General features: G+C 64.6%; 18 protein-coding genes. 13 read left to right on the top strand and 5 right to left on the bottom strand.

Going from position 1 to position 25,441, the window contains the following annotated elements:
- The first annotated feature begins 102 nt into the window (after positions 1–102).
- From oxlT to ACLB1G_RS00675, 3 genes are all read left to right on the top strand, one after another.
- Positions 103–1,431: an oxalate/formate MFS antiporter gene (gene oxlT, locus ACLB1G_RS00685; RefSeq protein ID WP_491625248.1), complete on the top strand. Its 1,329-nt coding sequence runs from the start codon at positions 103–105 to the stop codon at positions 1,429–1,431.
- Between the two features lie 65 nt (positions 1,432–1,496).
- Positions 1,497–2,264: a fumarylacetoacetate hydrolase family protein gene (locus tag ACLB1G_RS00680; RefSeq protein WP_491625247.1), complete on the top strand. Its 768-nt coding sequence runs from the start codon at positions 1,497–1,499 to the stop codon at positions 2,262–2,264.
- Positions 2,265–2,281: 17 nt separating this feature from the next.
- Entirely contained in the window at positions 2,282–3,292 is a 1,011-nt protein-coding gene (locus tag ACLB1G_RS00675; protein WP_491625246.1) for a 2-dehydropantoate 2-reductase, read from the top strand.
- A 96-nt stretch (positions 3,293–3,388) separates the two neighbouring features.
- Here ACLB1G_RS00675 and ACLB1G_RS00670 read toward each other — a convergent pair whose 3' ends face one another.
- Together ACLB1G_RS00670 and ACLB1G_RS00665 are read right to left on the bottom strand one after the other, a co-directional pair.
- Positions 3,389–3,556, bottom strand: coding sequence for a hypothetical protein (locus ACLB1G_RS00670; RefSeq protein WP_491625245.1), 168 nt, complete (start codon positions 3,554–3,556; stop codon positions 3,389–3,391).
- 193 nt (positions 3,557–3,749) lie between these two features.
- Complete coding sequence (locus ACLB1G_RS00665) at positions 3,750–4,358, bottom strand: Crp/Fnr family transcriptional regulator (protein WP_491625244.1); 609 nt, start codon at positions 4,356–4,358, stop codon at positions 3,750–3,752.
- Positions 4,359–4,555: 197 nt separating this feature from the next.
- Here ACLB1G_RS00665 and oxc point away from each other — a divergent pair, with 197 nt between their 5' ends.
- From oxc to ACLB1G_RS00650, 3 genes are all read left to right on the top strand, one after another.
- Positions 4,556–6,271, top strand: a complete 1,716-nt coding sequence (oxc, locus tag ACLB1G_RS00660; protein ID WP_491625243.1) for an oxalyl-CoA decarboxylase — start codon at positions 4,556–4,558, stop codon at positions 6,269–6,271.
- A gap of 27 nt (positions 6,272–6,298) precedes the next feature.
- Entirely contained in the window at positions 6,299–7,552 is a 1,254-nt protein-coding gene (gene frc / locus ACLB1G_RS00655; protein ID WP_491625242.1) for a formyl-CoA transferase, read from the top strand.
- A 72-nt stretch (positions 7,553–7,624) separates the two neighbouring features.
- Positions 7,625–8,068 (top strand): PAS domain-containing protein, encoded by a 444-nt coding sequence (locus tag ACLB1G_RS00650; protein WP_491625241.1) that lies wholly within the window; start codon positions 7,625–7,627, stop codon positions 8,066–8,068.
- Positions 8,069–8,092: 24 nt separating this feature from the next.
- Here ACLB1G_RS00650 and ACLB1G_RS00645 read toward each other — a convergent pair whose 3' ends face one another.
- The gene (locus ACLB1G_RS00645; protein ID WP_491625240.1) at positions 8,093–8,575 is read right to left on the bottom strand and encodes a nuclear transport factor 2 family protein; all 483 of its coding nucleotides are present in this window, start codon (positions 8,573–8,575) and stop codon (positions 8,093–8,095) included.
- A gap of 152 nt (positions 8,576–8,727) precedes the next feature.
- Here ACLB1G_RS00645 and ACLB1G_RS00640 point away from each other — a divergent pair, with 152 nt between their 5' ends.
- The gene (locus tag ACLB1G_RS00640) at positions 8,728–9,039 is read left to right on the top strand and encodes a DUF5710 domain-containing protein (protein WP_491625239.1); all 312 of its coding nucleotides are present in this window, start codon (positions 8,728–8,730) and stop codon (positions 9,037–9,039) included.
- Positions 9,040–9,096: 57 nt separating this feature from the next.
- Here the strand turns inward: ACLB1G_RS00640 and ACLB1G_RS00635 are convergent, their stop codons facing one another.
- A complete protein-coding gene (locus ACLB1G_RS00635; protein WP_491625238.1) occupies positions 9,097–9,981 on the bottom strand; it encodes a DMT family transporter in 885 nt (294 codons plus the stop codon).
- Between the two features lie 101 nt (positions 9,982–10,082).
- On the opposite strand from ACLB1G_RS00635, the gene ACLB1G_RS00630 reads away from it, so the two are divergent.
- Together ACLB1G_RS00630 and ACLB1G_RS00625 are read left to right on the top strand one after the other, a co-directional pair.
- Positions 10,083–10,982: a LysR family transcriptional regulator gene (locus ACLB1G_RS00630; RefSeq protein ID WP_491625237.1), complete on the top strand. Its 900-nt coding sequence runs from the start codon at positions 10,083–10,085 to the stop codon at positions 10,980–10,982.
- A gap of 292 nt (positions 10,983–11,274) precedes the next feature.
- Positions 11,275–14,409, top strand: a complete 3,135-nt coding sequence (locus ACLB1G_RS00625) for a TonB-dependent receptor (protein WP_491625236.1) — start codon at positions 11,275–11,277, stop codon at positions 14,407–14,409.
- 97 nt (positions 14,410–14,506) lie between these two features.
- Here the strand turns inward: ACLB1G_RS00625 and ACLB1G_RS00620 are convergent, their stop codons facing one another.
- Positions 14,507–16,477: a peptidase U32 family protein gene (locus ACLB1G_RS00620; RefSeq protein WP_491625235.1), complete on the bottom strand. Its 1,971-nt coding sequence runs from the start codon at positions 16,475–16,477 to the stop codon at positions 14,507–14,509.
- A 299-nt stretch (positions 16,478–16,776) separates the two neighbouring features.
- Between ACLB1G_RS00620 and ACLB1G_RS00615 the strand changes: the two genes are divergently transcribed.
- From ACLB1G_RS00615 to ACLB1G_RS00600, 4 genes are all read left to right on the top strand, one after another.
- Positions 16,777–19,689 carry a TonB-dependent receptor domain-containing protein gene (locus tag ACLB1G_RS00615; RefSeq protein WP_491625234.1) on the top strand — a complete coding sequence of 971 codons (2,913 nt, stop codon included), beginning with the start codon at positions 16,777–16,779 and terminating at the stop codon, positions 19,687–19,689.
- Between the two features lie 83 nt (positions 19,690–19,772).
- Positions 19,773–22,106 (top strand): pectinesterase family protein, encoded by a 2,334-nt coding sequence (locus ACLB1G_RS00610; protein ID WP_491625233.1) that lies wholly within the window; start codon positions 19,773–19,775, stop codon positions 22,104–22,106.
- A 4-nt stretch (positions 22,107–22,110) separates the two neighbouring features.
- The gene (locus ACLB1G_RS00605; RefSeq protein ID WP_491625232.1) at positions 22,111–23,886 is read left to right on the top strand and encodes a glycoside hydrolase family 28 protein; all 1,776 of its coding nucleotides are present in this window, start codon (positions 22,111–22,113) and stop codon (positions 23,884–23,886) included.
- Entirely contained in the window at positions 23,883–25,433 is a 1,551-nt protein-coding gene (locus ACLB1G_RS00600) for a DUF5060 domain-containing protein (protein WP_491625231.1), read from the top strand. Before ACLB1G_RS00605 ends, ACLB1G_RS00600 begins: the two co-directional genes overlap by 4 nt.
- Positions 25,434–25,441: the final 8 nt, after the last annotated feature.

The raw sequence follows: 25,441 nt of genomic DNA, 5'->3' as shown, positions 1-25,441 counted from the left end.
AATTGTTTTGTTTCCAGTGCATTCCAGTTAGCATGACGTCAACCATGCGAAGTGGAGCGCCGAGAAAACGCGCAACATAAAAAATACTATGGAGATACCAAAATGAAGCATGAGGACTCACTAGCAACGGCAGCCCGCCCAAAAGCTAATCGCTGGCTGCAACTGGTCATGGGCATCATCTGCATGGCCATGATCGCCAACCTGCAGTACGGCTGGACCTTGTTCGTCAACCCCATCGCGGACAAGCACGGCTGGACCAAGGCGGCGATCCAGGTCGCCTTCACCATCTTTGTGCTGACCGAAACCTGGCTGGTCCCCATCGAAGGCTGGGCCGTCGATAAATTCGGTCCCAAGCCGGTTGTGCTGTTCGGCGGCCTGCTGTGCGCCCTCGGCTGGGTCATGAACTCCTTTGCCGACTCCCTCACCATGCTGTACATCGCGGCGGCCATCAGCGGCATCGGCGCCGGCGCCGTGTACGGCACCTGCGTGGGTTCGGCCCTGAAATGGTTCCCCGACCGGCGCGGCCTGGCGGCGGGCCTGACGGCGGCCGGCTTCGGCGCGGGGTCGGCGGCCACCATCATCCCGATCTCCATGATGATCGAGAAAAGCGGCTATGAAGCCACCTTCCTGTACTTCGGTATCGGCCAGGGCGCCATCGTCATGCTGCTGGCGCTGCTGATGGTCACCCCGCCGGCCAAATCCGCCAACGCGGCCAAGGTGCAGCAGGCCCGGGTCGACTACGGTCCGTCGCAAATCGTGCGCAAGCCGGTGTTCTGGGTCATGTACCTGATGTTCGTGCTGGTGGCCGCCGGCGGCCTGATGGCCACCGCGCAAATGGGCCCGATCGCCAAGGACTTCAAGATCGACGGCGTGCACTTCAACGTGATGGGCATGGTGCTGCCGGCCCTGACCTTCGCCCTGGCCATCGACCGCGTGCTGAACGGCCTGACCCGTCCCTTCTTTGGCTGGGTGTCGGACCAGATCGGCCGCGAACAGACCATGTTCATCGCCTTCGCCCTCGAATCGGTCGGCATCCTGGCGCTGTACTACTGGGGCCGCGACCCGATCATGTTCGTGATCCTGACCGGCCTGGTGTTCTTTGCCTGGGGCGAGATCTACAGCCTGTTCCCGGCCACGGCGGCCGATACCTTCGGCACCAAGAATGCCGCAGGCAACGCCGGCCTGCTGTACACGGCCAAGGGCACGGCATCCATCTTCGTGCCGATTTCCAGCATCATCACCACCGCCACCGGCAGCTGGGAAGCCGTGTTCTTCGTCGGCTTCGGCCTGAACGCAGCGGCCGCCATCATGGCCTGGTTCGTGCTGAAACCCATGCGCAAACGCTTCATGGACAATGCCGTGGCTCCCGCCCCGGCGCATGACACGCAGGAACTGGGCGCAGCCGCAACGGCCGCCCGCATGGCGAACTAAGCGCCTGGTCTGATCCGCGCCGGTGGCCAGCGGCCCCGGCGCACCCCTTCCCACGAGAGAATAAAATGATACGACGTTGGCTGCGTTTCCAGCACCTCGACATGATTCGCTTCGGCACTATCGAGGGCGACAAGATACGGGTCTACAAGGGCGACATGTTTGACGACCCCGAACCCACCAACATCAGCATGCAGCTGTCCGAAGTGACGCTGCTGACCCCGGTGGTGCCGGGCAAGGTGCTGGCCATGTGGAACAACTTCCACGCCCTGGGCAAGAAACTGGGCCTGGAACCGCCGCCGGAACCGCTGTACCTGATGAAAACCCCGAATTCCTTCCTGGCCCCGGGCGGCACCATACGCCAGCCCAAGGGTGACCCGAAAGTGGCGTTCGAAGGCGAACTGGGCATTGTGATCGGCCGCACCTGCGCCGCCGTGTCCGAGGAAGACGCCATGGACCACGTGTTCGGCTACACCTGCGCCAACGACGTCACCGTCAACGACATCATCAAGCGCGACCCCACCTTCCCGCAGTGGGTGCGCGCCAAGGGCTTCGACACCTTCTGCCCGTTCGGCCCGGTCATTGCGACCGGCCTGGACCCGGCCATGCTGGTGGTGCGCACCATCCTCAACAACGAGGTGCGCCAGGATTACCCGATCAATGACATGGTCTTTTCCGTTCCCAGGCTGGTCAGCCTGATCTCGCAGGACATGACGCTCTACCCCGGCGACATACTCCTGTGCGGTACGTCCGTCGGCGTAGGCTCGATGCGGCGTGGCAGCACCATCGAAGTGGAAATTGATGGCATCGGAAAGCTCACCAACCGGTTTGACTAAGCCAATGGGGTGTTGCGATGAAGATAGCAGTGATAGGAGCAGGAGCAATAGGAGGGTATGTCGGCGCCAAGCTGGCGCTGGCGGGGGAGGATGTCACCTTCATGGTACGGGGCGCTAACCTGCGCGCCATCCGCCAGAATGGCATCAAGCTGATCGACCATGAGGGCGCCGAACACGTGGCCACCAACGTGGCGGCCACCGACAACTACCAGGAAGCCGGTCCGCAAGACCTGGTGATCCTGGCGTTGAAGGCGCACCAGGTCGATTCCGTGGCCCAGCAGCTGCCGGCCCTGTTCGGACCGCATACCAGCGTGGTCACGATGCAGAACGGTATCCCGTACTGGTATTTCCACCGCCATGGCGGCAGCCTGGAAGGGCGCGGCCTGGACAGCGTGGACCCGACCGGGGAGCTGGTCAAGCTGATCCCGCCGGAACGCGTGATAGGCTGCGTGGTTTACCCGGCGGCGGAACTGGAAGCGCCCGGCGTGATCCGCCATATCGAGGGCGAACGCTTCCCGCTGGGCGAGCTCGATGGTTCCACCAGCGAGCGGGTGCAAGCCATTTCGGCCGTCTTTACCAAGGCTGGCCTCAAGGCCCCGGTGCTGGACAATATCCGCGCCGAGATCTGGCTCAAGCTGTGGGGCAACCTCAGCTTCAACCCGATCAGCGCGCTGACCCACGCCACGCTGGTCGATATCTGCCAGTTCCCGCAGACCCGGGAGCTGGCGGCGGGGATGATGCGCGAAGCCCAGGCCGTGGCCAACAAGCTGGGCATCGAGTTCCGGGTGACGCTGGACAAGCGCATCGCCGGCGCCGAGAAGGTGGGCAAGCACAAGACGTCCATGCTGCTCGACGTCGAAGCCGGACGCGACTCGGAAATCGACGCGCTGGTGGGCTCGGTGGTGGAGCTGGGACGCTTTACCGACACGCCCACCCCGCGCATCGACAGCGTGTACGCCCTGGTCAAGCTGCTGACCCGCACCATGGCCGATCAAAGCAGCCAGGTGCGGCTGCTGAAGGTGGCCTGAAGGGTAGCCTGAACTGCACGCCACAAGCGTAAGGGAAAGGCAAATGAAAAGGGCCGGCACTGCCACCGCAGTGCCGGCCCGCCTGCATACAGCGAATTACAGGCCGTAGTGGTAAGCGGCGTCCGACTTGTCGCCGCCGGTGTCGGCATCCAGCTTTTCGCGCAGCTCCAGGGCGAAGATGAAGGAAATGATGCCCATCAGGCTGAACGGCTCGACCGGGGCGGTCTTGGTGGCGCGGGTGGTTTGGTTGGTGATCGTGGTCATGGCTAAGCTCCTGAAAGTTAAAAGAAATTTGTGTGGCAGCTGTCTATGGATTCGAGTATAGGCAGCACCCTCCGGTGCTACCAATTCGCGTTTGCCATATCGGTTATTCACCGCACAAATAATGTCTATGGGGAACACCGCTTTTCCCCATATTTCTAATTTCAGGATTCTTGACCTAGGTCAATTTTAACTGTCAGATTTTGCCCTGGTTTTTCAAGCGGCTCAGGGTTTCCGGCGACAAATTCAGGTACGAGGCCAGCTCCTTTTTCGGCAGCCGATCGAACAGTTCGGGGTGTTTGCGGATGAAGCGGTGCACCCGGCCCGGCGCGTCCAGCAGATGCAGGGTGATGGTGTGGCCCATGATCTCGCTCATCAGGCGCATGACTTCATATTCGAACACTTGCTTGATCTGGCTATGGCTTTCCAGGAAGGCCGCCCATTGGGGCAGGGCCAGCTTGGCCACGCGCGCCTTGGTCACGCACACGATGCTGTACGGCGTCGGCGTTTTCAGGCGCCAGGCCGCGTAGCTGGTCTCTATATCGCGTTCGGCGGCGAAGCGCAAAATCATTTCCTTGGCTTCCTGGTTGGTCACCACGCGCTTGAGGATGCCGTCCAGGATGAAGTACTGCTCCATCTCGTGCACGCCCTGGTTCAGCAGCAAATCGCCTTTCTGGCAATTGACGATGGTGAGGTAAGGCTCCAAAGCCGCCATCTCGCTGTCGCGCATCTCCTTGAGGACCAAATTTTGTTTGAGCTGAACGCGGATGATGTTGCGCTCGGGATGATTGGCCAGCAGTGTCATAACTAGGTTGTCTCGTTACTTATTTTGTCAGGGGGGATATCTTCCGATGAATCTTGACCGGGGTCAATGAGAGAAATGGTGCTGCCTCGCTAACATCCATCCTACCAGCTTCAATGTAGTACGCACTGATGTGCGCGGATTCAGGTTTCACGGATTCAGGTTTCACTTTTATTAAACCAATATAAGAGACACTCATCATGACCAACACTACGCAGTCACCGGAACTGACCGACGGTTTCCACCTCGTTATCGACGCGTTGAAGCACAACGATATCGACACGATCTTCGGTCTGGTCGGCATCCCCATCACCGACCTGGCCCGCCTGGCACAGGCCGAGGGCATGCGCTTCATCGGTTTTCGTCATGAGCAGCACGCAGGCAATGCGGCCGCCATCGCTGGCTACATGACCCAGAAGCCGGGCATCTGCCTGACCGTCTCGGCGCCCGGCTTCCTGAATGGCCTGACCGCCCTGGCCAACGCCACCACCAACTGCTTCCCCATGATACTGATCTCCGGCTCCAGCGAGCGCGAGATCGTCGACCTGCAGCAGGGCGACTACGAAGAGATGGACCAGTTGAACGCCGCCAAGCCCTATGCCAAGGCGTCCTACCGCATCAACAAGGCCGAGGACATCGGCATCGGCGTGGCGCGCGCCATCCGCGCCGCCGTGTCCGGCCGTCCGGGCGGCGTTTACCTGGACCTGCCGGCCCAGCTGCTGGCCCAGACCCTGGATGCCGAACATGGCCGCCGCTCGCTGGTGAAAGTGGTCGATCCAGTGCCGCGCCAGATCCCCGCGCCCGACTCCGTGCAGCGCGCGCTGGACGTGCTGAAAAGCGCCAAGAAGCCGCTGATCCTGCTGGGCAAGGGCGCCGCCTACGCCCAGGCCGACGAGGACATCAAGGCCCTGATCGAGAAAACCGGCATTCCCTACCTGCCCATGTCCATGGCCAAGGGCCTGCTGCCCGACACCCACGCCCAGTCGGCCTCCGCGGCCCGCTCCTACGTGCTGCAGGAAGCCGACGTGGTGATGCTGGTGGGCGCCCGCCTGAACTGGCTGCTGGCGCACGGCAAGGGCAAGACCTGGGGCAGCGCACCGAAGAAATTCATCCAGCTCGACATCGCGCCCACCGAGATTGATTCCAACGTGGCGATCGAAGCGCCGCTGATCGGCGACATCGGCTCCTGCGTGGCCGCGCTCCTGGCCGGCCTGGAAAAATCCGGCTTCCAGAAACCTGACGCCGCCTGGACCGGCACCATCGCCGAGCGCAAGGACAAGAACCTGACCAAGATGGCGGCCCTGCTGAACCAGAATCCGTCGCCGATGAACTTCCACAGCGCGCTGCGCGCCATCCGCGACGTGCTGAAAACCCGTCCCGACGTCAATGTGGTCAACGAGGGCGCCAACACGCTGGACTTCGCGCGCTCCATCATCGACATGTACGAGCCGCGCAAGCGCTTCGACTCCGGCACCTGGGGCATCATGGGCATAGGCATGGGCTACGCCATTGGCGCCGCCGTGGTGAGCGGCAAGCCGGTGGTGGCCATCGAGGGCGACAGCGCCTTCGGCTTCAGCGGCATGGAGCTGGAAACTATCTGCCGCTACGAGCTGCCGGTGACCACCGTCATCTTCAACAACAACGGCGTCTACCGCGGCACCGACGTCAATCCGACCGGCGGCAAGGACGTGGCGCCCACCGTGTTCGTCAAGAATGCCCGCTACGACAAGATGATCGAAGCCTTTGGCGGCATCGGTTACCACGTCACCACGCCGGAAGAACTGGGCAAGGCGCTGGCAGAGTCCATCGCCTCCGGCAAACCCACGCTGATCAATGCCGTCATCGATGAAACGGCAGGCACCGAATCCGGCCGCCTGACCAACCTGAACCCGCAATCGAACGCGGGCAAGAACTAATCCGACATACCAACAGGAGACATAGAAATGACCAAACCATTGGAAGGCATCAAAATCATCGACTTCACCCACGTGCAAGCCGGTCCCGCCTGCACCCAGCTGCTGGCCTGGTATGGCGCTGACGTGATCAAGGTGGAACGTCCCGGCGCCGGCGACGTGACCCGCTCGCAGCTGCGCGACATCGAAGGCGTGGATGCGCTGTACTTCACCATGCTGAACTCGAACAAGAAGTCGCTGACGCTGGATACCAAGACCCCGGAGGGCAAGGAAGTGCTGACCCGCTTGATCAAGCAGTCCGACGTGCTGGTCGAGAACTTCGGCCCCGGCGCCCTGGACCGGATGGGCTTCACCTGGGAGCACATCCGCGAACTGAATCCCGGCATGATCGTCGCCTCGGTCAAGGGCTTCTCGGACGGCCACCACTACGAAGACCTGAAAGTGTACGAGAACGTGGCGCAATGCGCCGGCGGCGCGGCTTCCACCACCGGTTTCTGGGACGGCCCGCCGACCGTCAGCGCCGCCGCCCTGGGCGACAGCAACACCGGCATGCACCTGGCGATCGGCATCCTGACCGCGCTGCACGCCCGCAACCGCAACGGCGGCAAGGGCCAGAAGGTGGCCGTGTCCATGCAGGATTCGGTGATCAACCTGTGCCGGGTCAAGCTGCGCGACCAGCAGCGCCTGGACCGCGTCGGCTACCTGGAAGAGTATCCGCAGTATCCGCACGGCGAGTTCACCGACGTGGTGCCGCGCGGCGGCAACGCCGGCGGCGGCGGCCAGCCGGGCTGGGTCCTGAAGTGCAAGGGCTGGGAGACCGATCCCAATGCCTACATCTACTTCACCATCCAGGGCCACGCCTGGGCGCCGATCTGCAAGGCCCTGGGCCGCGAGGAGTGGATCGACGATCCGGCCTACAACACGGCCCGCGCGCGCCAGGACAAGATCTTCGACATCTTCGCCATCATCGAGGACTGGCTGAAGGACAAGACCAAGTTCGAGGCGGTGGACATCCTGCGCAAGTACGACATCCCGTGCTCGCCGGTGCTGAGCATGAAGGAAATCGCCAACGATCCTTCGCTGCGCGCCAGCGGCACCATCACCGAGGTGGACCACAAGGCGCGCGGCAAGTACCTGACCGTGGGCAGCCCGATCAAGTTCTCCGACCTCAAGGTGGAAATCACCGGTTCGCCGCTGCTGGGCGAGCACACCAACGAGGTGCTGGAAACCCTGGGCTACAGCAGCAAGGAAATCGCCGCCCTGCACGAAGCCAAGGCCGTGTGATCGCCGCAAGCTGCTAGTCCTGTTAATGTCCGGGATGCGAATCCCGGACATTTGTATTTTGTAGGAGGTGATATGTCAGTAACTCTCGATTACCAGGCGGTGCTGGAAGCGCTGGGCGACGGCGTGGTGGTGTGCGACGCGGCCGGCGCCATCATCCTGTGGAATGGCGCGGCCGAGCGCATCTTCGGTTTCACCAAGGAGGATGCGCTGGGCCAGTCGCTGGACCTCATCATTCCGGAACGGCAGCGCCAGCGCCACTGGGATGGCTACAACAAATCCATGGCCACCGGCGAAACGCGCTACGGCAATGACGTGCTGCGCGTGCCGGCCCTGCACAAGGAGGGCAAGACGCTGTCGATTGCCTTCACCGTGGCCATGACGTATGGCGCCGACGGCAAGGTCAACGCCATCGTCGCCATCGTGCGCGACGAAACCGTGCGCTGGGCCGAGGAGCGCGCGCTCAAGGTGAAGGTGGCGCAGCTGGAGGCGGCCGCCAGGGCTGGCGCGCCGGCCTGAGTTCATTCAACCGCGTCGGCGGGACTAGCGCAGGCGCGCCTGTTCCGCCGCCGTCAATTCACGGTGGCCGTAGCTGACGATGCGCGTCATGCGCCACTGTCCTTCCTTGTGCTGCCATACCATCAGGAACTTGGCGACACCTTCGCATTTGCCGCTGCCGGTCTGGCAGAACACATGTTCGCCTTCCTCGATGCCTCCGTAGTCCTTGACCGGGTAGATGTGCAGCGTGCCCGGCACCAGCTTGCGCGTGACCTTGCCGCAGATGTATTTGCGGGTCGATTCGACCACCGCGTCGCGGCCCGTCATCAGGCCGCCGTTATCGTGATAGAACTCAACGTCCGGCACGAACAGGTCCTTGAAGGCGTCCAGGTCGCAGCGGTTGTAGGCGTCGAACAGCCTGGTGTCGAGCGCCGTGATGGTGGCGGTGAGATCGGCGCCGGCGCCGTCGGCCAGGGCGGTGGCGGGCAAGAGCAGGGCGGCGCAGCAGGCAAGCAAGGTGTGTTTCATGATGGCTCCGGCGATGTAGGTGGGGCCATGTTAGGCAGATTGCGGCGTGCGGGCAAGCGGTGTCCCGACCAATGGCCGTAACGCGGGCGCCAACTGCCGTGGCGGCCGACGAACGCCGTATAATGCGGCTGCACCCAACCACCGCCAGCACCATGACCGACACGCCTCCGTTCGACCCGCCCTACAAATGCAAGATCACCGATGCCAGCGGCGTGCGCTGGGTCGAAGTCCGCCCCGACGGCAGCCAGGTGGAGGTGGCGGCCCCCGCCGCGTTGCCGCCCAGTGCGCCGCCTGCCAAGGCCGGCGGCGCCAGGCCGGGAGGTGGCGCCAAGGGCACCTTCCTCAAGGTACCGTACGCGGAAAAGGAGGAAGCCAAGCGCTTGGGCGCGCGCTGGGATCCGGGCCAGAAGAAATGGTACATCCCCAACGGCGTCGATCCGGCCGGTTTCGAGCGCTGGCTATAACTAAGGCGTCGTTGCCGCACAGGCGCGACCCCATGCCGGACTGGCGTTGGACTTGCCTCAACCATTGCGCGGGCGCGAGGCCGGCGCCACATGCTGCCCCAGCCACACTCCCAGCAACGCCAGCGCCCCGCCCACGGCATGATAGCCGCGCAGCTGCTCGCCCAGCAGCAGCGCCGCGCAGCCGGCCACCAGTAGCGGCAGCAGGTTCAAATACATGCTGGCGCGCGCCGGCCCGAGTTGCCGGACCCCGGTCATCCAGCAGAACGGCGCGCCTATCGAGGCCGGTATCCCGGCATACAGCACCAACGGCGCATTGGCGGCCGTCAGCGGCGAGGAGGGCGCCAGCCACCAGAACGGCAGTATCAGCAGTACGCCGCACCACACCTGCACCGACAGCTGCTCCCAGGTGGACAGCCCTGTCGGCCAGCGCTTGAGCAGCACGCCGTACAGCGCGTTCGACGCCACCGCCGCCAGCATCAGCAGATCGCCCGCGTGCACGTCGCCGTGCAGCAGCCGCTGCGGCTGTCCCGCACTGCACAGTATCAACAGCCCGGCCAGGGACAGCAGGACGCCGCAGCCCCGGACGGCGCTCACGGCCTCGCCGGCCAGCATCGACGACAGCAGCAGGGACATCAAGGGCATCAGCGCCACGATCACGCCCATGTTGACGGCCGAGGTGCTGCGCGCCGCCTCATATGCCAGTCCCTGGTACATGCCCATGCCCAGGCAGCCCAGCAGCGCCAGCTTGGGTAGTGCGCAACCTACCAGCGCGCGCCGCCGCCACAGCCCGGGCGCCACCATCGGCGTGATGATCAATCCGGCCAGCAGCCAGCGGTAGAGGGTGATGGCGGCCGGCTCGATGTGTGCCGTGGCGGCCTTGGTCACCAGGGTATTGCCGGTCCAGATCAGGACCGCCAACAGTGGGTAGAGGGAAAATCGCATGATTGCAGCCCGAGTGGTTCACAGCCACCATCCTCGCGCTGCCGGCACCCGTGCGTAAAGTGATATTCTTGCACTCAATCATTGCACCGGATGCAGCCATCATGACCCCGCCGGACTTCAATCTCCTGCTCGACCTGGACGCCCTGCTCAGCGAAGGCAGCGTGGCCGGCGCAGCGCGCCGCCTGCACATCAGCGCCCCGGCCATGAGCCGGCGCCTGGCGCGGCTGCGCGCGGCAGTGGGCGATCCATTGTTTGTCGCTGCCGGACGCGGCCTGGCGCCGACCCCGCGCGCGCTTGCGCTCCAGGCCCGCCTGCAGTCCGCGCTGGAGGGCGTGCGCCAGGTGTTCACACCGGACCAACTGGACTTGCACACGCTGCAGCGCATCTACACCCTGCGCGCCAACGATGGCTTTGCCGGCGTCTGGGCCACACGCCTTGCGCAGCAGATCTCCGCGCTGGCGCCCGGCGTCTTGCTGCGCTTCGTGCCGCGCCAGGACAAGCGCGCCGACGTCCTGCACCGCGGCGGTGTGGACCTGGACCTGGGCATACTCGCGTCGGACGAACCCGGCATCCATGCCGAGCCACTGTTCGACGCCGGCTTCGTGGGTGTGGCCAGGGAAGGGCATGCGCTGCTGGAGGAGGGCGGCGAGATCAGTGCGGCGCGCTACGCCGCATGGCCGCATGTCTCGGCCTCGCCGCGCTGCCTGGCCGCGCGGCCCATAGACGCGGCCCTGGCCGAACTGGGCCTGCAACGCCGTATCGTGCTGGTGGCGCCCGGCTTCCAGGCCGCCATGGTGATGGCCGCCAGTTCGGATTTTCTCACTGCCATGCCCGAGCCTTTTGCCCGGTGGGGCGCGCCGCACCACCGGGTCCGCGCCTTTACCCTGCCCATGGCGACGCCGACGGCTGCGGTGTGCATGAGCTGGCATGCGCGCCAGCATCACGACCCCGCCCACCGCTGGCTGCGCGAACAAGTGAGGCTGGCCTGCAGCGCCGAATAGTTGTTTCGGCGCGACATAGCAGGCGATATCGTGTTTGGGACTTGAAATGGTAGCGCATAACATTTACATTTATCACTACCATTTGGCGCTTGGGCATTCAGTTCTATCCCGGCAGCCATTTCAGGCTTGAAATATTCATCATGGAATTGGTTTGGTCTGTGCGTACATTTCGTTCAGCACAGATTTTTTTTCCAAAGAAATGGTTGCGCAAACATTTTGGTAAAAAGGAGAGCTCAATACAGACTTGGCGGTTCGCGGCAGCACATAAATCATAAAAATTATGGAGATAGGATTGAACAACAATTGCAAATATGGACAGGGCCGCCATGGCACCGCGCGCGAGGTATTCGCCCTGACGGTACTGGCCGGATTGATTTCCAGCGCTTACGCGCAAACTGATACCCAGGCCCAGGCTCAGACCGCGGCCCCGGCCAAGGATGAGAAAAATACCGTGGTGGTGAGCGGCTACCGCAGCTCGCTGGCCCTGTCCGCCAACGAAAAGCGCGACAACAACGGCCTGACCGATACCGTGTTCTCCGAGGACATGGGTAAATTCCCCGATCCGAACATTGCCGACGCCCTGTCTCGCGTCCCTGGCGTGCAAGTGACCCGCGCCGCCATCGACGGCGAGGGCATGAATATCTCCATACGCGGCATGGGCGCCGCCTTCACCCGCGTGCTGCTCAATGGCGCGCCCATGGCCTCGGCCTCGGCCGGCAGTTGGGGCGGCAACATCAGCGCCAACCGCGAAGTGGACATGGACTTCCTGCCGTCCGAACTGTTCCGCAGCGCCACCGTCTACAAGAGCCAGCAGGCCGACATCATGGAAGGCGGCGTGGCCGGCACCGTGAACATGCGCAGCGTGCGTCCGTTCGACAAGAGCGGCTTCCGCTCGGCCTTTACCGCCAGCGGCAATTACCGTGACAAGGATGGCAAATGGGGCAATACCGGTTCCGGCCTGGTCAGCAACACCTGGGACACCCGTTTCGGCAAGGTCGGCGCCCTGTTTGGCTTCGCCTGGGGCAATACCAAATACCATACCGACGTGTTCCAGACCGTGGACATGCGCACCTTCCGCCTGAACGCCAACCAGCGCAACGCTTCCGACCCGGCGGCGCTGGCCGGCGACTACTTCAACAGCCCGACCACCGTACCCACCGGCATTCCGCTCAGCCAACTGCCTGACTATGCACAAAAACTGCTGGTGCCGGGCGCGGCCATCGACCGCAATATGCTGCTGGGCCTGAACCCGGGCGCCACCATCCAGCAGATCGACAACGGCCTGATGGGCCGCCTGCCGCGCTACCTCGTGTATGACGGCGAACGCAAGCGCCGCGGCGAGGTGGTCAGCCTGCAATGGCAGCCGGGCGACAAGTGGGACGTTTACCTGGACCTGCTGTTTGCCCAGAAGGGCAACCAGATGCTGCAGGAAGACATGGCGGCCGGCATGCGCGCCAACACGCCCATCCCGATCGGCATGACTTTCGACCGCAGCGATTGCTCGGCTTATTGCACCATTACGGGCGCCACCCTGGCCAACACTTTCTGGGGCCTGGAGTTCCGGCCCATGAAGGAAAATACCCACTTCCGCAGCATCAATCCCGGCTTTGAATACCGGGCCAGCGACAAGCTGACGGTGGACGGCCATGTGAATTACACCTCCAGCTCGTTCTACCGCGACATGCCCACCGTGCTGGTGGCGACCCAATCGGCGTCCACGGTGATCAAGTACAGCAACACCGTGCCGGGCCAGATCCCGGTGATGACCAGTAACGTCAACATCAACGACCCCAGCGCCTTCGGCTGGTACCAGGCCGGGCAGGGCTTGTCCGGCCTGCGCATGGACCTGTACGAGCGCAAGAACACCACCAAGGGCACGCGCCTGAACCTGAACTGGGGTGACGAAAAATTCGCCATCAAGGTGGGCGGGTCGTTCGACGATATCGAGCGCCGCTACGTCGATTACAACAACCCCGACGCGTGGTTGAACTACACCTGCGGCAACAACGTCAGCTACCCCTTCTATACGCCGAACACGGCGCTGCAGGGCACCTGCGACGGCCGCTCCACCCCCGGGGTAGGGCTGGACAGCACGCTGTACCCGGGCTACGGCACCGGCTCCACCGCCGGCCAGACCGCGCAGCTGGTGTACCTGGGCTCGGCCGTCACCAATGCCGACCTGGCCAAGTACGTCCATTCCAGCGGCCATGGCTTCATCACCGTGGACTGGGACAAGTTCGCCAAGGATACCAACTACCAATACTTCCGCGACCGCATCCGCGACGCGCCCACCACCAACGGCGGCTACCTGCGCGAGAAAGTGACCGGTTTCTACGTCGAGACCAACGGCCGCCTTTCCGTGCTCGACCATACCCTGCGCTATAACGCCGGGGTGCGCTATGCGGAAACCAAACAAACCATAGGCGCGCCGCTGAGCGTGGCGGACCCGCGCAATGCGGCCCAGAACCTGGGCAATGGCGGGCGCTACCTGAACCAGCAGGACTGGGCCTACGAGACCACCAAGTATTCCAACGTGCTTCCCTCGTTCAACCTGTCCTATAACGTGACCAAGGACTTGATTGCCCGCGTATCCGGTTCCAAGTCCATGACCCGCGCCAACCCGGCCGACCTGCACCAGACCCAGCTGTCGATCGGCGACCAGGGTGTGAACCAGGGCAACCTGTCCAATCCCAACCTGAAACCGTTCAAGGCCAACAGCCTGGACCTGGGCCTGGAGTGGTATTTCAACCGCGAAGGCTACGTGGCCCTGTCCGGCTTCGCCAAGGACATCGTCAGCCGTCCCGGCCAACGCCTGGTCGACTACACCCTGGCCCAGCTGGACCAGATCTACGGCACGGTGGGCCTGACCGCTGCCCAGCAGGCGGCGGTGGACGCGGCCGGCGGACGCGACCAGAAGCACGTGATCATCACCGAGCCCTACATGATAGATACCAAGCTCAAGGTGCGCGGCCTGGAATTCACCTGGCAGCAGCCGCTGGACATGCTGCCGGTCAAGGGCTTTGGCTTCACGGGCAACTTCACCTACACCAAGCAGACCGACGAGGCCAGCGGTTCGCCGCCGGTGGCGGGGGTGCCGCCGCGTACCAACAACCTGACCATCTACTACGAGCGCAACGGCCTCAACCTGCGTCTGTCGCACCAGTACACGGCCAGCGTGATCAGCAATACCAGCACCGGCCTGGCCAACGGAGTGTATGCCTACTCGACTTCGCGCTCGCAGCTGGACGCGACGGCCGGCATGAACCTGCAAAAGCTGTTCGGCTTCCGCTACAACACGGACCTGACGCTGAGCATCTGGAACCTGAACCGCGCCAAGACCCAGACCTACACCCAGTTCACCAACGCGATCTTCGACCAGAACGATCCGGGACGCAGCTATACCATGTCGCTGCGCACGTCCTTCTGATGCATGAGGGGCGCCGGGGGGCGCCCTGTACCAGACGGGCCCAAGCGGGCCCTTGTGGGGAGTCCGGTGTTCCGGGCTCCCCTTTTTTTGCGTGGAATCAGGCGCGCGGGCGCTGCTTGTGGAATACCAGCGGGCTGTAGGGGATGTTGGAAGGCGGCAGCGACTTCAGGATGCCGGGCTTCATGGCGCCCACCACGTGCATCTCGCATGGCTTGCAGTCGAAGCGCAGGGTATAGGTCTCGTCGCCCGTCACCAGGGTCATGGGTTCGGCCCGCACCTGGCCCTGCACGCCCTGCACACCCTTGGCCTGCTTGGGGCACAGGTTGAAGGAGAAGCGCAGGCAGTGCTTGGTGATCATCAGCGGCACCTCGCCCGGCTCCTCGTGCGCCTCGTAGGCGGCCGCGATCAGCTGCACCCCATGCTTGGTGTAGAAGGCGCGCGCCTTGTCGTTGTAGACGTTGGCCAGGTAGCTCAGCTGCGTGTCCGGATACTGCGCCGGAGGTTCGGCAGCCGGTTTGCGCTGCGGGCGGTCCCAGGCCGCCAGGCGGGCCGCCTCGTGCGCTTCGATGGCGTCGCGGCGCAGCGCGTTGATGGCGGAGGAGGGCACGAACCAGGGCTGCGATAATTCCAGCTCGACGCCGTCAGCCTCGAACATGGTGTTGCCCAGCTTGGCCACGGCGGCGCGCAGCGAGGCTTCCGCCTGCTCGGCCTGCTGGGCCGGCTGCAGCGCGATGGCGGCCTCGGTCACGCTGGTGATGCCGTCTTCGTCGCGCAGCGACAGGCGCAGGCCGCCGGCATGCTCGCCCAACGTCAGCTGCAGCGCCACCTTGCGCTCGGACGACTTCTTGTTCAGCGCCGCTTCCCACTGGTGGTCGCGGTTGCGCATGATGGTGGCGCCCACCTTCAGGCCGGGCAGGTCGCGGATATTCTCGTTCGGATGCACGCGCCAGAATTCGCCTTCCTCGCCGGCGCCCAGCTTCTGCACGGTGTTGGCCTGCACGCCGACCACGGTGCGCTTGTTCATGTAGTTCAAGCCGTCGCCATTGGCCAGCGGGGCGTTGGCCACCATGTCGAAGTAGTCCAGCCCGATCTTGCTGACCGAACCCAGCTCCACGCCCACGTACTTGGGCGAATCGAAGGCGCCGATTTCATCCTGGCGGCCGTTGGCGAAGTAGTCGGTGTGGCCGCGGTGGAAGGTCTTGTCCACGTCCGGCGTGAACAGCACGCGGGTGTGGCCGCTGGCCGCGCGCGTGTATTCCGTGCGCCGCTCCAGGATCTCGTCAAGCAGCAAACGGTAGTGGGCCGTGATGTTCTTCACATAGCCCATGTCCTTGTAGCGGCCCTCGATCTTGAAGGAGCGGATGCCGGCGTCGATCAGTGCTTCCAGATTGCGGCTCTGGTCATTGTCCTTCATCGACAGCAGGTGCTTTTCGTAGGCCACCACGCGGCCTTTGCTGTCGGACAGGGTGTAGGGCAGGCGGCAGGCTTGCGAGCAGTCGCCGCGGTTGGCGCTGCGGCCGGTGTCGGCGTGCGAGATGTAGCACTGGCCGGAATAGGCCACGCACAGGGCGCCGTGCACGAAGTACTCGAGCGGGGTGTCGACCTCGGCGTGGATCTTCCCGATCTGCTCTATGGTCAGCTCGCGCGCCAGCACCAGCTGGGAGAAGCCGACGTCGCCCAGGAAGCGCGCCTTTTCCACGGTGCGGATGTCGCACTGGGTGCTGGCATGCAGCTGGATGGGCGGCAGGTCCATTTCCAGCAGGCCCATGTCCTGCACGATGAGGGCGTCCACGCCGGCCTCGTACAGCTGCCAGATCTGCTTGCGCGCCGCTTCCAGCTCGGCGTCGTGCAGGATGGTGTTGAGGGTGACGAAGATGCGCGAGCGGTAGCGGTGCGCGAACTGAACCAGGGCCGAGATGTCCTCGATGGGATTGCTGGCATTGTGGCGTGCGCCGAAGGCCGGGCCGCCGATGTAAACCGCGTCGGCCCCGTGCAGGATGGCTTCGCGCCCGATCTCGGCGGTTTTGGCGGGCGACAGCAATTCGAGCTGGTTGGCTTGCAGTGACATGGCGGACTTCCTTCAAAAGAGGCGGAAATTATAGCGAAATCAAGCCCTTGCGTCACCTGCGACGGCGCCTGTGGAGACGCTTCCAACACAAGGTGTGCGTAGCTTGTGACATGCAATCAGCAAAAAAGCAACACTGCAAGAACCGCATAAACCCTTGTAAAACAGGCTTTTGCAGCGGATTTCTGTTTTCACGGCATCTTTTTTTGTTGTTCAAAGTGGTCTGGCCAGTTTAGTATCTGGTTATACCAAATACAAAAGTGATCGAACCAATTCGGTCGAAACCCTTCAGGAGGAGATGTATGAAACCCAAGCACCACGCACGTGTACAGCGTGCGGTGCTGGCGACTGCTGTCGCCGGTGCCGTACTGCAAATGGCCGCCGAGGCCCAAGCCCAGGGACAAGCAGCGCCAGCCGCCGAAGCAGTCCAATCCGTCGTAGTCACCGGCTCGCTGATACGCCGTGTGGCCGACGAGGGCGCCACTCCGCTGACCACGGTCAAGGCCACCGAGCTGGAAGCCCGGGGCAACATGGAACTGAAAGACTTCGTGCTGGAACAGCCGCAGTCGCTGTCGCTGGGCACCAACTCCGGCGCCGCCGGTCCGGTGACCAATTTGCGCGGCCTGGGTCCGATGCGTACCCTGACCCTGCTCAATGGCCGCCGCTTGGCCAATGAACCGCTGCAGGACCAGTACGTGTCCGTCAACGTGATCCCGCGCATGGCGCTGGACCGGGTCGAAACCCTGAACGGCGGCGCCGCTTCCATCTACGGCGCGGACGCCATCGGCGGCGTGCAGAACTACCTGACCAAGCGCGGCTACCGTGGCGCTTCCGTCAAGGTCGAATACGCCTCGCCGGACCTGAGCGGCGGCGGCCAGACCAAGAGCATAGGCGCCATCGCCGGCTTCGGCAACCTGAACGCGGACGGCTTCAACGCCTATTTCGCCATCGACCACCAGGAAAAAACCGCGCTGTTCCAGGGTGACCGTCCCGACCAGCACGATCCCGCCGTGCTGCGCGGCCTGGGCCTGGGCTTGACGCCGGATGCGCGCAACCCGTCGCCGATCGCCAACTTCGGCTTCGCCCGCACCGCCAACTCCAACTACAACCCGATGTATGCGAGCGGCTGCCTGGCGCCGTACGCCTTGCCCACCCTGGGCAACGCCAGCGCCAACACCCCGCCGACCTACGCGCCGGGCTGCTTCCGCAACCCGCTGCTCTGGACCGCCGTGACCGATGGCAGCAAGATCACCACCATGGCCGGCCGCGCCAGCTGGAACATCGCCGGCGGCCACAAGATCGACCTGGACCTGCTGCACTCGGAATTCACGGTGCAGAAATTCCGCGGCATGCAGGTGCCGGGCACCACCAACCCGTTCACCACCTACTCGCTGCCGGCCACCAGCCGCTTCTATCCGGGCAAGGGCATCACCCCGGCGGTGCAGGTGGTGGGCAGCAATACCGGCGCCAACTCGCCGACCATGTACATCGACGCCACCAAGACCCCCGGTACGGTGAGCACCCTGAACATGAACAACCGCACCATCTACTTCCAGTGGGGTCCGGCCGAACTGGGCCCGGCCTACCGCAACGACGAGCAGACCAACGACCGCATCGTGCTGTCGGCGGAAGGCACGGTGCTGGGCTGGGATTACCGCGCGGGGCTGAACTACGGCCGTTCCGAGCGCGACACCCGCGCCGGCGAAGGCTATGTGCTGTACTCGAAAATCCAGCAGGGCTTCGACCAGGGCATCCTGAACCCGTTCGGCCTGCAGGACGCGGCCGGCCTGGCCTACCTGAAATCGGCCCAGGCCCTGGACTACACCTACCGCCTGAACAAGGCCTTCAACGAAAGCGTGGACGCCACCTTCTCGAAAGCCATCTGGCCGCTGGGCGGCGGCGACCTGACCCTGGCCGTGTCCGGCGAACTGCGCCGCGATTCGGCCCGTGTCGGCGCCGCGCCGCTGGACTACGTGCTGAAGAAAGCGGACGGCAGCTACAACATCGACGCGTCCGGCAACGTGGTGCAGACCGACCTGGTGGGCGAGACCCCGAGCGGCGTGGCCAAGGACCTGTCGCGCAAGATCCAGTCCCTGATGTTCGAACTCGATGCGCCGCTGACCGACAAGTTCCTGCTGAACGGCGCCGTGCGCGCCGACCACTACAGCGACCTGAAACAGACCACCGTCAATCCCAAGCTGGCCGCGCGCTGGCAGCCGATCCAGTCGCTGATACTGCGCAGCTCCGTGTCGACCGGCTTCCGCGCCCCGTCCATCATGGACATCCAGAACCCGACCCCGGAGGTGCGCACCCAGGTCATGGACGATCCGGTCCTGTGCCCGAGCTCGCAGCCCACCGTGGCCGGCACCGGCACGCCCAAGCCAGGCTACACCTACGACCAGGTCTGCAACGTCACCACCAACTACTGGACCAAGTCGCCCAACAATTCCTTCCTGAAGCCGGAAAAATCGCGCGGCTTCTCGCTGGGCTTCGGCCTAGAGCCGGTCAAGGACCTGGCACTGACGGTCGACTACTGGGGCCTGATGATACGCGACGTGCTGGGCGCCGTGACCATCGCCGAGGTGCAGCAGAATCCGGCCAAGTACGCGTCCTTCTTCGTGCGTAACGCCGACGGCACCATCGACCACATCGTGGCCAGCCAGGCCAACCGCGGCCAGACCCGCATCCGCGGCGCGGACGTGGCGCTGACCTACCGCTTCCCGAAAACCAAGGCCGGCACCTTCGACTTCAAGCTGGACGGCACCTGGTACCACAAATACGAGTTCCAGAGCGAGAAGGATGGCCCGTGGCTGCAGAACGTCGGCGTCATCACCAACGATGGCCGCTACGGCAGCGCCGGTCCCAACGCCGGCCTGGCCGGTATGCCGCAGATTAACCCGCGCTGGAAGCATACCGCCGCGCTGACCTACAGCTACGGGGACTGGCGCGCCACCCTGTCGCAGCGCTTCAACACCGGCCTGACCGACCTGACGCCGCGTACCGGTTCGACCCTGACCAAGGTCGATTCGTACAGCCAGTACAACCTGAACGTGCGCTACCTGGGCATCAAGAACACCACCATCTCGGTGGGCGTTAACAACATCACCCAGGAATGGCCGCCGCTGACCGCCAACAGCATCTACAACGGCTACATCACCAGCATGGCCGACATGATGGGCCGCGTGTACCGCGCTTCGGTGGAATACAAGTTCTGATGGCATGATGCTCCCGCGCCGCAGACCGCTCATTCAGGGTCTGCGGCTTTTTTTCGTCTTTCTTCATCATTGACTGCATCGCCATGCGTTCAAGCCTGCAGGTCTGTTTTATCCTGGTGTTCGGCATGTCCGGCGCCAGCGCCGCCTGTCCGGGTGGCGCCAGCTGGTGCCGCGACGCCGAAGCCGGCGCTGGCAGCTGGACCGGCGCGGCGCCGGCTGTGCAAGCGCAGGCCGGCGCCGCCAACCGCGTGCTGCGTCCCACGCCGGACGGTGCGCTGTATCTGGTGCCGGAAGCTGAAACTCGCGCCGCCACCCGGGATGCCCATTTCATCGAAGCCCGCTTGCGGCCCGCGCGGCTGGCCACCGAGGGCGCCAGCAAGGGCTACTTGATCGCGGCCTACGCCGATGACGCCAACTGGCTGGGCTTCGGCCTCGAACTGCGCCCCGGCAGCAACCGCCTTGAGGTGGTGCTGGCGCGCATGGAGGACGGCAAGCTGCGCCTGTCCAAGCGGGTCGGCCAGGAGCTGCGTCCCGCCGGCAGCTGGATCGCGCTGCGCCTGGACCGCAATGGCAATGCCTTGACCCTGTATGTCAACGGCCAGCGCACCATAGGCTCGGACGAGCCGCCGCTGCCGCCGGCGCGCATCGGTGTGCGCGCCGAGGGCGGCGATTTTGAATTCGACGATATGCGCATCGGCCCGCTGTCGGTGGCGCCGGCCAGCATGGGCTTGGCGCACCAGGGCTTGCGTCTCAGCCTGCAGGCGGGCGGCGGCGCGCAGCGCTACCCGGTGCGGCTGGCCAGCCGCGACGGCTTGTTCAGCAAATCCTTCAGCGCCAGCTCGTCCAACCCGGCCATTGCCACGGTGGCGGTGGATGGCGACACGCTGGTGCTGACGCCGCGCGGACCGGGCCAGGCCTCGGTGACCTTGACCAGCCAGGAAGACAATAACGTAGGCGTCACCATTGCCGCCGAGGTGGCGCCGCCGTTCGTGTCCTCCAACCAGCTTTACGCGCTGGACGGCCGGACCGAACCAGGCGTACAGGCGCAGGACGTGCCGCCGGACAGCGTGCTGCGCCTGCGCTTCGACAGCGCGCCGCAGCTGGGCGCGGCCGGCAGCGTGCGCATCTACCGCGCCAGGGACGACGTGCTGGTCGACGAACTGCACCCGGGCCAGCAGGTCAACGCCATCGGCGCCGCGCCCGATGGCGTGCAGCGCGTGGTGCGCTGGCAGCCGCTCAAGCTGGAAGGCAGCCAGCTGCTGGTGCGCCCGCACGGCGCACGCCTGGAATACGATACGGAATACTACGTCACCGTGGACGCCCAGCTGCTGGACGGCGCCCGCCTCGATGGCAAGCCCTTCGGCGGCCTGGGCAAGGCAGCCGGCTGGCGCTTCCGCACCCGCGCCCATGCTCCCTCGGGCCGCAGCGTGCGCGTGGACGACGACGGTCCGGCCGACTTCCGCACCGTGCAGGGCGCGCTGGACCACGTCATGCGCACGATGCCACGGCAGCAGCCGGCCACCATCGTTGTGGCCAACGGCAGCTACGACGAGCTGCTCTACCTGCGCGGCAAGGACAATCTCACCATCCGTGGCGAGAGCCGCGACGGCGTCCATATCGCTGCCGAAAACAACGACGGCCTGAACCCCGGCAGCGGCGGCGGCCAGGCCGCGCTGGCGCCCGGCGCCACCGGCGGCCGCTCCGTGTTCCTGATCGAGGACGCCGACCTGCTGCACCTGGACAGCCTGACCATCACCAACACCACTTGGAACGGCAGGGCCATCGGCGGCCAGGCCGAGGCGCTGCTGTTCTCCAGCGAGGGCCGGCTGGCCGTCACAGGCTCCAGCTTGATCAGCGAGCAGGATACGGTGCAGGTCAAGGGCTACGCCTGGTTTTACCGCAGCCTGGTGGCCGGCACGGTGGACTTCATCTGGGGCGTCAACCATGCCGCCCTGTTCGAGGAATGCGAGATACGCTCGCTGGGCAGTTCCGGGCAGGGGCGGGGCGGCTATGTAGTGCAGGCCCGCACCGCGGGCGCCGACGACCCCGGCTTCGTATTCCTCAATAACCGCTTCACACACGGCCCCGGCCCGGCCGGCAACGATGTGCTGCCCGGCTCCATCCACCTGGCGCGGCCCGGCGTGGCCACCTTGTGGGACAAGGTGGTGTATGTCAACAGCCGCATGGACAGCCATATTGCGCCCTCCGGCTGGAACGGCCAGCCGCGCGGCGGCAGCGGCTGGTTCGAATTCAATTCCACCGGCCTGCAAGGGCAGCCGCTGGACCTGTCGGCCCGCCGGGGCGGACGCCTGATCGATGCCGAACAAGCGGCGCCATACTCCAGCCGCGCCGCCGTGTTTGCCCGCTACGGCAACGGCCAGGGCTGGAACCCATCTCCATCCAACATCGCAAAATGACGCCATGAACCAACCTGTACGCACTCCTTCCATGCAACGCCGCACCCTGTTGAAGGGCGCCGCCAGCGCGGGCGCCCTGGCCGCCGCCGGGCTCCCGCTGGCCGCCAGCGCGCAGTCCGACCCGTGGGCTCGGGCGCAGCAGATCATCAACAGCTTCGCCACACCGCTGGTATTTCCGAACAAGGATTACGACATCAAGGCGTTCGGCGCCCGGCCCTGCACGCTGGTGACGATGGCCGGGCTGGTCGAGCTCAAGCGCAAGGGCGAACTGCAGACGCCGGCGCCGCAGTCGCCGGACAGCTATCCGGCCATCCGCGCCGCCATCCAGGCCGCCAGCAAGAATGGCGGCGGGCGCGTGCTGATCCCGGCCGGGAACTGGTATGTCAAAGGCCCCATCGTGCTGCTGTCCAACGTGCACGTGCACCTGGCGGCCGGAGCGCGGGTCTACTTCAGCGCCAACCCCAAGGATTACGCGCGCGACGGTGAATACGATTGCGGCGCCAATGGCAAGCTGTCGCTGTCGCGCTGGCAAGGCAACGACTGCCTGAATTTCTCCCCCCTGGTGTACGCGCGCGGCCAGAAGAACATCGCCTTCACGGGCGAGGACTGGACCAGCATCATCGACGGCCAGGCCGGCGTGCCCTTTGAGGATGGCAGCGGCAATGGCTGGTGGGGCATGAACCCGGCCGGCGCGCTGCCGGGCACCATGCACCAGGGAGTCCCCAATCCGAACAACAGAGAGGCCCTGGTGCCCAACGCGGCGCAGATGCACGCCAACTGGCGCGCCGACGACAAGTTCCTGCCCATCCTGTCGGAAGCCGGGGTGCCGGTGGAGCGGCGCGTGTTCGGCCTGGGCCACTACCTGCGTCCCTCCATGGTGGAATTCATCGACTGTACCGATGTGCTGATGGAAGGCTACCAGGTGGTCAACACGCCGTTCTGGATACACCACCCGGTCAACTCGCGCAACATCAAGTTCTCCAAGGTGCGCATGGACAGCATGGGACCGAATTCGGACGGCTTCGACCCTGAATCCTGCGACAACGTGCTGGTGGACGGCTGTCTGTTCAACACCGGCGACGATTGCATTGCCATCAAGTCCGGCAAGAACCTGGACACGCAATATGGGCCCACGCGCAATATCGTGATCCAGAACTGCATCATGAACTGCGGCCACGGCGGCGTCACCCTGGGCAGCGAGATGGCGGCCGGGATAGAGCACGTGTACGCGCAGCGCATCGAGTTCCGCAACGCCTTTTGGGCCACCAATCCGCTGGGCACGGCCATCCGCATGAAGAGCAATATGAATCGAGGCGGCTTCCTGCGCCACTTCTATGTGCGCGACGTGACCTTGCCGAACGGCGTGCAGACCAACGGGCGCTCGTACAAGATGCTGCCGAACTCCGAGCTGGCGGGGAAGGTGGTGTCCACCAGCGGCGGCGCCGTCATCACCATCGATTGCGATTACGCGCCCAACGACGACAGCGTGCGCACCCGTCCGCCGGCGGTGTCGGACGTGCACATCTCGAACGTCCGCGTCAGCAATGTGAAGACGGCGGGCGGCGAGTATTCCTGCTATCAGGCCATGGTGATACTGGGCCCGGTGGCCGGCAGCTACAATGGGCCCAAGGGCGTGCCCATCCTGCCGGTGTCCAACATCAGCATCAGCGATTCCGACTTCGGCACGCCGCGCAACGCCGAGCAGCCCTGGTTCACCCATAACGTGGAAGGGCTCAAGCTGAGCAAGGTGCGTATCGCCGGCAAGGAGTACAGCTTGTGAACGGCCGATTGCTGCTGGTGCTGGCGGCGCTGTGCGGCCTGGCCGAGGCGGCGCCGGCCCTAGTCGAGCGCTGGGGTAGCACGGACATCGATCTGGCCGGGCCATCGGGCGGCAACCCATTCATGGAGGTGCAACTGTCGGCCACCTTCAGGCAGGGGCAGCGCACGCTGGAAGTGCCGGGCTTTTACGATGGCGACGGCCACTACAAGGTGCGCTTCATGCCGGACACCGTGGGCGCCTGGGAGTACCAGACCCACAGCAACCGCGCGGAACTGGACGGCAAGCGCGGCAGCCTGGAAGTGGTGGCGGCCAGGCCGGGCAACCATGGCCCGGTCGGCGTGCGCAACACCTGGCACTTCGGCTATGCGGACGGCACGCCGTTCTGGCAGGTCGGCACCACCAGCTATGCCTGGATACACCAGAACGAGGCGCTGGAGCGGCAGACGCTGGACACGCTGGCCAAGTCGCCGTTCAACAAGCTGCGCATGGCGGTCTTCCCCAACCACGACGACCAGGGCGAGCCGCCGCGCTATCCCTTCCCGGGCCAGCCGCCCAAGGGCTGGGACCTGTCCCGTTTCAATCCAGACTTCTTCCGCCACCTGGAGCAGCGCGTGGCGCAGCTGCGCGAGCTGGGCATAGAGGCCGACCTGATCCTGTTCCATCCCTATGACAAGGGCTATTGGGGCTACGACCGACTGCCGGACGACGTCAACCAGCGCTACCTGCGCTACGTGGTGGCGCGCCTGGCCGCCTACCGCAACGTGTGGTGGTCCATGGCCAACGAGTTCGACTTCCTCAAGGAGAAAACCACGGCGGAATGGGACAGCTATTTCCAGACCGTGCAGGCGGCCGATCCCTACCAGCACCTGCGTTCCATCCACAATGGCCTGGCGCTGTACAACCATACCAAGCCGTGGGTGACGCACGTCAGCGTGCAGAGCGGGGCCATCGCCGAGGACTTCGAGCGCGCCGTGCTGCTGCGCGATGTCTACAACAAGCCGGTGGTGTACGATGAGGTCAAGTATGAGGGCGACTTCACGCGCCGCTGGGGCCAGCTCAAGCCGGAGGACATGGTGCTGCGCTTCTGGGAAGGCGCCATTGCCGGCACCTATGTGGGCCACGGCGAGACTTACCAGGACCCGCAAGGGCTGGTGTGGCTGGCCAAGGGCGGCACGCTGCGCGGCCAGAGCCCGGCACGGCTGGCATTTTTCCGCAAGGTCCTGTCCGAGAGTCCAAGGGAAGGGCTGGAGCCCATCGACAAATGGCAGGACCATCCTTTCGCCGGCAAGCATGGCGAGTACTACCTGGGCTATTTTGGCAAGCAGCAGCCGGCCAGCTGGCCCTTTGTGCTGTTCAAGACCGGTTTGAAGGATGGCATGCGCTTCAAGGCCGAGGTGATCGATACCTGGAACATGACCATCACCCCGGTGGACGGCGTGTTCGAAGTAAAAAAGAAGGACGATTACACCTACGCCGACAAGGACGGCCGCGCCATCAAGCTGCCGGTACGTCCCTACATGGCGCTGCGCATTACACGCGTGCCCTGATCGAACGG

The sequence above is a fragment of the Duganella kummerowiae genome, from assembly GCF_053572355.1.
This window is presented reverse-complemented; position numbering and strand designations above follow the sequence as displayed.

Excerpts from the sequence above, each read along its gene's own strand:
- ACLB1G_RS00680 (WP_491625247.1), top strand. The coding sequence starts at position 1,497 with ATGATACGACGTTGGCTGCGTTTCCAGCACCTCGACATGATTCGCTTC.
- ACLB1G_RS00630 (WP_491625237.1), top strand. The coding sequence starts at position 10,083 with ATGACCCCGCCGGACTTCAATCTCCTGCTCGACCTGGACGCCCTGCTC.
- ACLB1G_RS00610 (WP_491625233.1), top strand. The coding sequence starts at position 19,773 with ATGCGTTCAAGCCTGCAGGTCTGTTTTATCCTGGTGTTCGGCATGTCC.
- ACLB1G_RS00645 (WP_491625240.1), bottom strand. The coding sequence starts at position 8,575 with ATGAAACACACCTTGCTTGCCTGCTGCGCCGCCCTGCTCTTGCCCGCC.
- ACLB1G_RS00640 (WP_491625239.1), top strand. The coding sequence starts at position 8,728 with ATGACCGACACGCCTCCGTTCGACCCGCCCTACAAATGCAAGATCACC.
- ACLB1G_RS00650 (WP_491625241.1), top strand. The coding sequence starts at position 7,625 with ATGTCAGTAACTCTCGATTACCAGGCGGTGCTGGAAGCGCTGGGCGAC.
- oxlT (WP_491625248.1), top strand. The coding sequence starts at position 103 with ATGAAGCATGAGGACTCACTAGCAACGGCAGCCCGCCCAAAAGCTAAT.
- ACLB1G_RS00670 (WP_491625245.1), bottom strand. The coding sequence starts at position 3,556 with ATGACCACGATCACCAACCAAACCACCCGCGCCACCAAGACCGCCCCG.
- ACLB1G_RS00605 (WP_491625232.1), top strand. The coding sequence starts at position 22,111 with ATGAACCAACCTGTACGCACTCCTTCCATGCAACGCCGCACCCTGTTG.
- ACLB1G_RS00615 (WP_491625234.1), top strand. The coding sequence starts at position 16,777 with ATGAAACCCAAGCACCACGCACGTGTACAGCGTGCGGTGCTGGCGACT.
- frc (WP_491625242.1), top strand. The coding sequence starts at position 6,299 with ATGACCAAACCATTGGAAGGCATCAAAATCATCGACTTCACCCACGTG.
- ACLB1G_RS00620 (WP_491625235.1), bottom strand. The coding sequence starts at position 16,477 with ATGTCACTGCAAGCCAACCAGCTCGAATTGCTGTCGCCCGCCAAAACC.
- ACLB1G_RS00665 (WP_491625244.1), bottom strand. The coding sequence starts at position 4,358 with ATGACACTGCTGGCCAATCATCCCGAGCGCAACATCATCCGCGTTCAG.
- ACLB1G_RS00675 (WP_491625246.1), top strand. The coding sequence starts at position 2,282 with ATGAAGATAGCAGTGATAGGAGCAGGAGCAATAGGAGGGTATGTCGGC.
- oxc (WP_491625243.1), top strand. The coding sequence starts at position 4,556 with ATGACCAACACTACGCAGTCACCGGAACTGACCGACGGTTTCCACCTC.
- ACLB1G_RS00635 (WP_491625238.1), bottom strand. The coding sequence starts at position 9,981 with ATGCGATTTTCCCTCTACCCACTGTTGGCGGTCCTGATCTGGACCGGC.